A 4,477-nucleotide genomic window follows, 5' to 3' on the forward strand; every position below is an offset into this window, starting at 1 on the left:
GTCATCCGCAAGGTGCAGGGCTTCAAGGCCGCGATGCGCCAGCACCTGGGGGTCGAGCCGGCCCACCTCGAACGGCTCGTGACGCACACGGTGTTCAGCCTCGAAGGCGGGGCCGCGGCGGCCGGGCGGCTCATCACCCGCGGTGCCACGGCGGTCATCTGCGGCTCCGACCTCATGGCGCTCGGCGCGATCCGCCAGGCGCGGGCCATGGGGCTGACGGTGCCGCGCGACCTCTCGGTCGTCGGTTACGACGACTCCACGATGATGGCGTTCACCGACCCTCCGCTGACGACGATCCGGCAGTCGGTCGAGGCGATGGGAGATGCCGCGGTGCGCGCCCTGATCGACGACATCGCCGGCGAGGGGCCACCCCGGGCGGAGTACGTGTTCCGCCCCGAGCTCGTCGTGCGCGGATCAACCGGGGCGGCCCCCTCCCGCGCCTGACGGCATCCGGATGCCGTGGGGTCACGAGCGTGACCGGCCTGCGGTCTCCCACTGGCGCGTCGCACCCGTGCGCACCTATCGTCGGGTCATGAGGATCTCGGACGTTGTCAGGCACAAGGGTGGGTCAGTCATCACGGTGCGCACGGATGCCTCCGTCACCGAGCTGCTGGGGCTGCTCTCGGAGCATCGCATCGGTGCGGTCGTCGTCAGCGACGACGGGGAGACGGTGCACGGCATCGTCAGCGAGCGCGACATCGTGCGGCACCTGCACACCGACGGCGCGGCGTTGCTCGACGCCCCCGTTCACCAGATCATGACCTCCGAGGTGCACACCTGCGTGCCCGAGGACAGCCTCGACGACCTCGAGACGGCGATGACCGAGAAGCGCTTCCGCCACGTGCCCGTGCTCAAGGACGGGAAGCTCGTCGCCATCGTGAGCATCGGTGACGTCGTGAAGAACCGCATCGACGACCTGCAGGCCGAACGCGACCAGCTGCGCACCTACATCCAGTCCTGACGCCGCCGGGGGTCGTTGGAGGGGCCCCAGGGGGTCGCGCATCCAGCGCAGACCCAGCAACACGGCATACCGTGGTCGTCATGACCGCCGACGCGCTCGCCGACGGCCCCCTGCCGGAGGACTTCGAGGAGCTCGAGGAACCCCGCGAGCACGCGCGCCTCGGGCAGTACCGGCTCGTGCAGCGGATCGGCGAGGGCGGCATGGGCGTGGTGCACCTCGCCCTCGACCGGCACGGCCGGGCGGTGGCCCTGAAGGTGCTGCGTCCGCACGTCGCGCTCGACCCCGAGGCCCGCACGCGGCTCGCCCGTGAGGTCGCCTCGCTCAGCCGGGTCCACAGCCCGTACGTCGCGCCGGTCATCGACGCCGACATCGAGGGCCCGCGGCCCTACATCGTCACGCGGTACGTGCCGGGCCCCTCGCTCGACGAGCGCGTCACCGAGCGGGGACTGCTGCCCCCCGTCGAGCTGCACCGGGTGGCGCGCGGCCTCGCCGAGGCGCTCGACGCGATCCACCGGGCCGGTGTCGTCCACCGGGACGTCAAGCCCGCCAACGTCCTGCTCGTCGACGGCGAGCCCGTGCTCATCGACTTCGGCATCGCCCACCTCGCCGACGACACCCGCCTGACGATGGCCGGCCTGGTCATGGGAACCCCCGGCTACCTCTCGCCCGAGGTCATCAGCGGCCAGGACGTCACCCCGGCGACCGACTGGTGGGGCTGGGCGGCAACGACCGCCTTCGCCGCGGGTGGGGTCCCGCCCTTCGGCCGGGGTGCGATGAGCGCGGTGCTGGCCCGGGTCGCCCAGGGTGAGCCCGACCTCGTCGCGGTCGACCCGCGCATCGAGCCCCTGCTGTACGCCGCGTTGTCGCCGGACCCCGCGCAGCGCCCGCACCACCACGAGATCGTCGTCGCGCTCGAGAGCTATGCCCACGGCGCGCCGGCCACGGCGCCGATCCAGGTCCGGAGGGTGCGACCCCAGACCCAGGTGCTGGGGATGCCGGCCACGGGCGTCCTTCCCACGATCCCACCCCTGCCGGTGGTCGCCACGGCACCTGCCGTGAGTGCCGCACCGGCTCCCACCCCGGTGCCGATGGCCCCGCGGCAGCCCGCGGCCCCGGCGCCCCAACAGCAGCGGCCACCGCCACCGCCGGCACCGGTCCCCGAGTCCGAGTCGGACTGGGATGCCGCGCGCCAGGGTCTCGGGCCCTACGGCGACCCCCGCATCGGCCGGCCGAGCCGAGCGGGCACCCTGCTCGCCCTGTTGGCGCTGCTCGGTGCGCTGACCGCGGCGGCTCCCGCGCTGGCGGGCCTCGCGCTCGTCGGGTGGATCGCCCTGGCCCGCACCGCCGACCGGTCGGTGACCTCGCTGGTCATGCGTCGGTACGAGCGAGGGGCCCGGGGCAGCGATGTCGCGGTCGCCGTCGCGAGCAGCCCGTGGCACCTGGTCATCGGTCTCGTCGGCGCGGCCATCACGGCCGTGCTGCCCCTGTTCGTCGGGCTGTGCGCGCTGTTCGCGACGGCCCTGGTGCTCGGCGTCGTGACGGGTGCCGACGTGAGCACCGCTGACGTCATCCCGCTGGTGTCCGCGGGTGTCTTCGCCGGGCTCACCGCGTGGTGGGGCCCCGGCGGAGCCAGCCTGCGCCGGGGAAGCCGGAGCATCGTTCGCGGGATCTCGCCCGGGGAGACGATGCGACAGGTCGTGGCGGCGGTGCTGCTCGTGGCCGCGGCCGGCATCCTCGCGGTGACCGTGACGGGCGACGGACCGTCCTGGTGGCCGCGGGCGGAGGCCCCGTCGTGGGTCGACACGACGGTCCCGTTCCCGTGACGGGCCCACCCGAAGGCGAGGCGAGGACGACGCCAGCGAAACGGCATCCGGCAAAGGTCCCGGCGTGGCGCCGCGGTGGGTTCATGGTCGGTGAGGAGCCGACCGAGCCGATGCCGATGAGTGACCTGCTGCGCCGAACCCCTTACCGCGACACCCGAATTCCGGGCGAAGCGGCCGAGGACGCGCAGGTGCGGTGGGCACTCGACCTCGCGGCCCGAGTGGGTGAGCTCATGCTGCGCTGTGGCGCCGGTGCCCCGCAGGTGGTCGGCAGCGTCGCGGCCGTCGCGGCATCCGCGGGGGTGGACGTGGTCGAGGTCGACATCACGCTGCAGTCGCTGCTCGTGCAGGCGAGCAGCTCGTCCGGGCGCCCGCACACCCTGCTGCGCGTGGTGCGGCGCACGAGGCACGACTACGCGCGGCTCGCCGCTGTCCACGAGCTCGTCGAGGCGCTCGCCGCGGGGACGATCGACTCGCGGGAGGCCGATCGCCGGCTGCGGGAGATCAAGCGCACACCGCGACGCTTCCCGGTGTGGGCCGTGTCGGTGGCGAGTGCGGTGCTGGCGTCGTCCGTCGCGGTGATGATCGGGGCGAGCGCGGTCGCGGCCGTCGTGACGGTGGCCGTCGTGCTGGCGGTGACCGGCGTGAACCGGGTGCACGCGGCCTCCGCGCTGCCCGAGTTCTACGGCAACGCCATCAACGCGTCCGTCGCGACCGTCCTCGCGGGCCTGGCGTATGCCGCGGCGACGCTGGCGGGCGCGCCGCTGGGCGAGGACGACTTCGCGTTCATCGTCGCCGGTGGCATCGTCGCGATGCTTCCCGGGCGAACCATGGCGGCGGCGATCGAGGACGTGTTGTTCGGGTTCCCGCTGACGGGTGCGGGGCGGCTGCTCTCGGTGTTCGTGGCGCTCCTGGGGCTGATCATCGGGATCGGCGCGGGGCTGAAGGCGATGCTGTGGTTCACGACGGTGCTGGACACCCAGTTCGTGTCGCCCACCGTGCTCGACCTGCGCACCGACCAGGGCTCGATCCTGGCTGCGCTCGTGGGTGCCCTCTTCGTCGGGCTCAGTGCCGCGGTGACCGTGCAGAGCCGTGCCCGGCTCATCGTGCCGACCGGCCTGCTCTCGGTCGGAGCAGCGGCGATCGCGGCCGCCCTGCAGCGCGGCATCGAGGTCGGCGTCATCACGGCGACGGGGATCGCGGCGATCGCCCTCGGTGCGGTCGGGCGCGTCGTCGCGGCCAGGCTGGGGGTGCCGTCGATGGTGGTCATCGTTCCGGCGTCGTTCGCGCTGCTCCCCGGTCTGACGATCTTCCGCGGCCTGTACGAGCTGGTCGCCGTGGGTGGGGCGTCGCCCGGGTCGCTGACGATCCAGTCGGGGTTGACGACCCTGCTGTCGGCGGGGGCGGTGTTGCTGGCGATCGCGACGGGCACGGTGTTCGGCGAGATCCTCACATCGCGGTGGGACACTTCCGTGCGCGGGTCGCGGCCGGAGGGGCGCGACGGCGGCGGCTGAGAGGCTCAGGCGCTGCGCTCTCCGGAGTTGGGTGCTGAGGTGGTCGCCTGGGCAGCCGGCTGAGCACCCAACCGCGGACGGGTTATCGGCCCCGTAGACTCCGGGGCTGTCCGGGCCGATGGCGGGCCGGGCGTGCTGGCGTGGCGCAATTGGTAGCGCACCTGTCTTGTAAACAGGGGGTT

Annotated in this window: 4 protein-coding genes; all 4 read left to right on the top strand. The window is 73.3% G+C overall.

Annotated elements, in window-relative coordinates:
• Positions 1-444: LacI family DNA-binding transcriptional regulator (locus tag PKY62_RS12150; RefSeq protein ID WP_324537323.1), on the top strand; the 444-nt coding region annotated here is incomplete at its 5' end.
• A gap of 88 nt (positions 445-532) precedes the next feature.
• Entirely contained in the window at positions 533-961 is a 429-nt protein-coding gene (locus PKY62_RS12155) for a CBS domain-containing protein (RefSeq protein WP_324537325.1), read from the top strand.
• 80 nt (positions 962-1,041) lie between these two features.
• On the top strand, positions 1,042-2,784 hold the full coding sequence (locus PKY62_RS12160; protein ID WP_324537327.1) for a serine/threonine-protein kinase: 1,743 nt from the start codon (positions 1,042-1,044) through the stop codon (positions 2,782-2,784).
• A gap of 116 nt (positions 2,785-2,900) precedes the next feature.
• A complete protein-coding gene (locus tag PKY62_RS12165; protein WP_324537329.1) occupies positions 2,901-4,295 on the top strand; it encodes a threonine/serine exporter family protein in 1,395 nt (464 codons plus the stop codon).
• Positions 4,296-4,477: the final 182 nt, after the last annotated feature.

The organism is Actinotalea sp. (genome assembly GCF_035443605.1).
Taxonomy (GTDB): Bacteria; Actinomycetota; Actinomycetes; order Actinomycetales; family Cellulomonadaceae; genus Actinotalea.

What these genes read in the sequence shown, in the direction of transcription:
- PKY62_RS12155 (WP_324537325.1), top strand. Translation starts at nt 533, where the DNA reads ATGAGGATCTCGGACGTTGTCAGGCACAAGGGTGGGTCAGTCATCACG.
- PKY62_RS12160 (WP_324537327.1), top strand. Translation starts at nt 1,042, where the DNA reads ATGACCGCCGACGCGCTCGCCGACGGCCCCCTGCCGGAGGACTTCGAG.
- PKY62_RS12165 (WP_324537329.1), top strand. Translation starts at nt 2,901, where the DNA reads ATGAGTGACCTGCTGCGCCGAACCCCTTACCGCGACACCCGAATTCCG.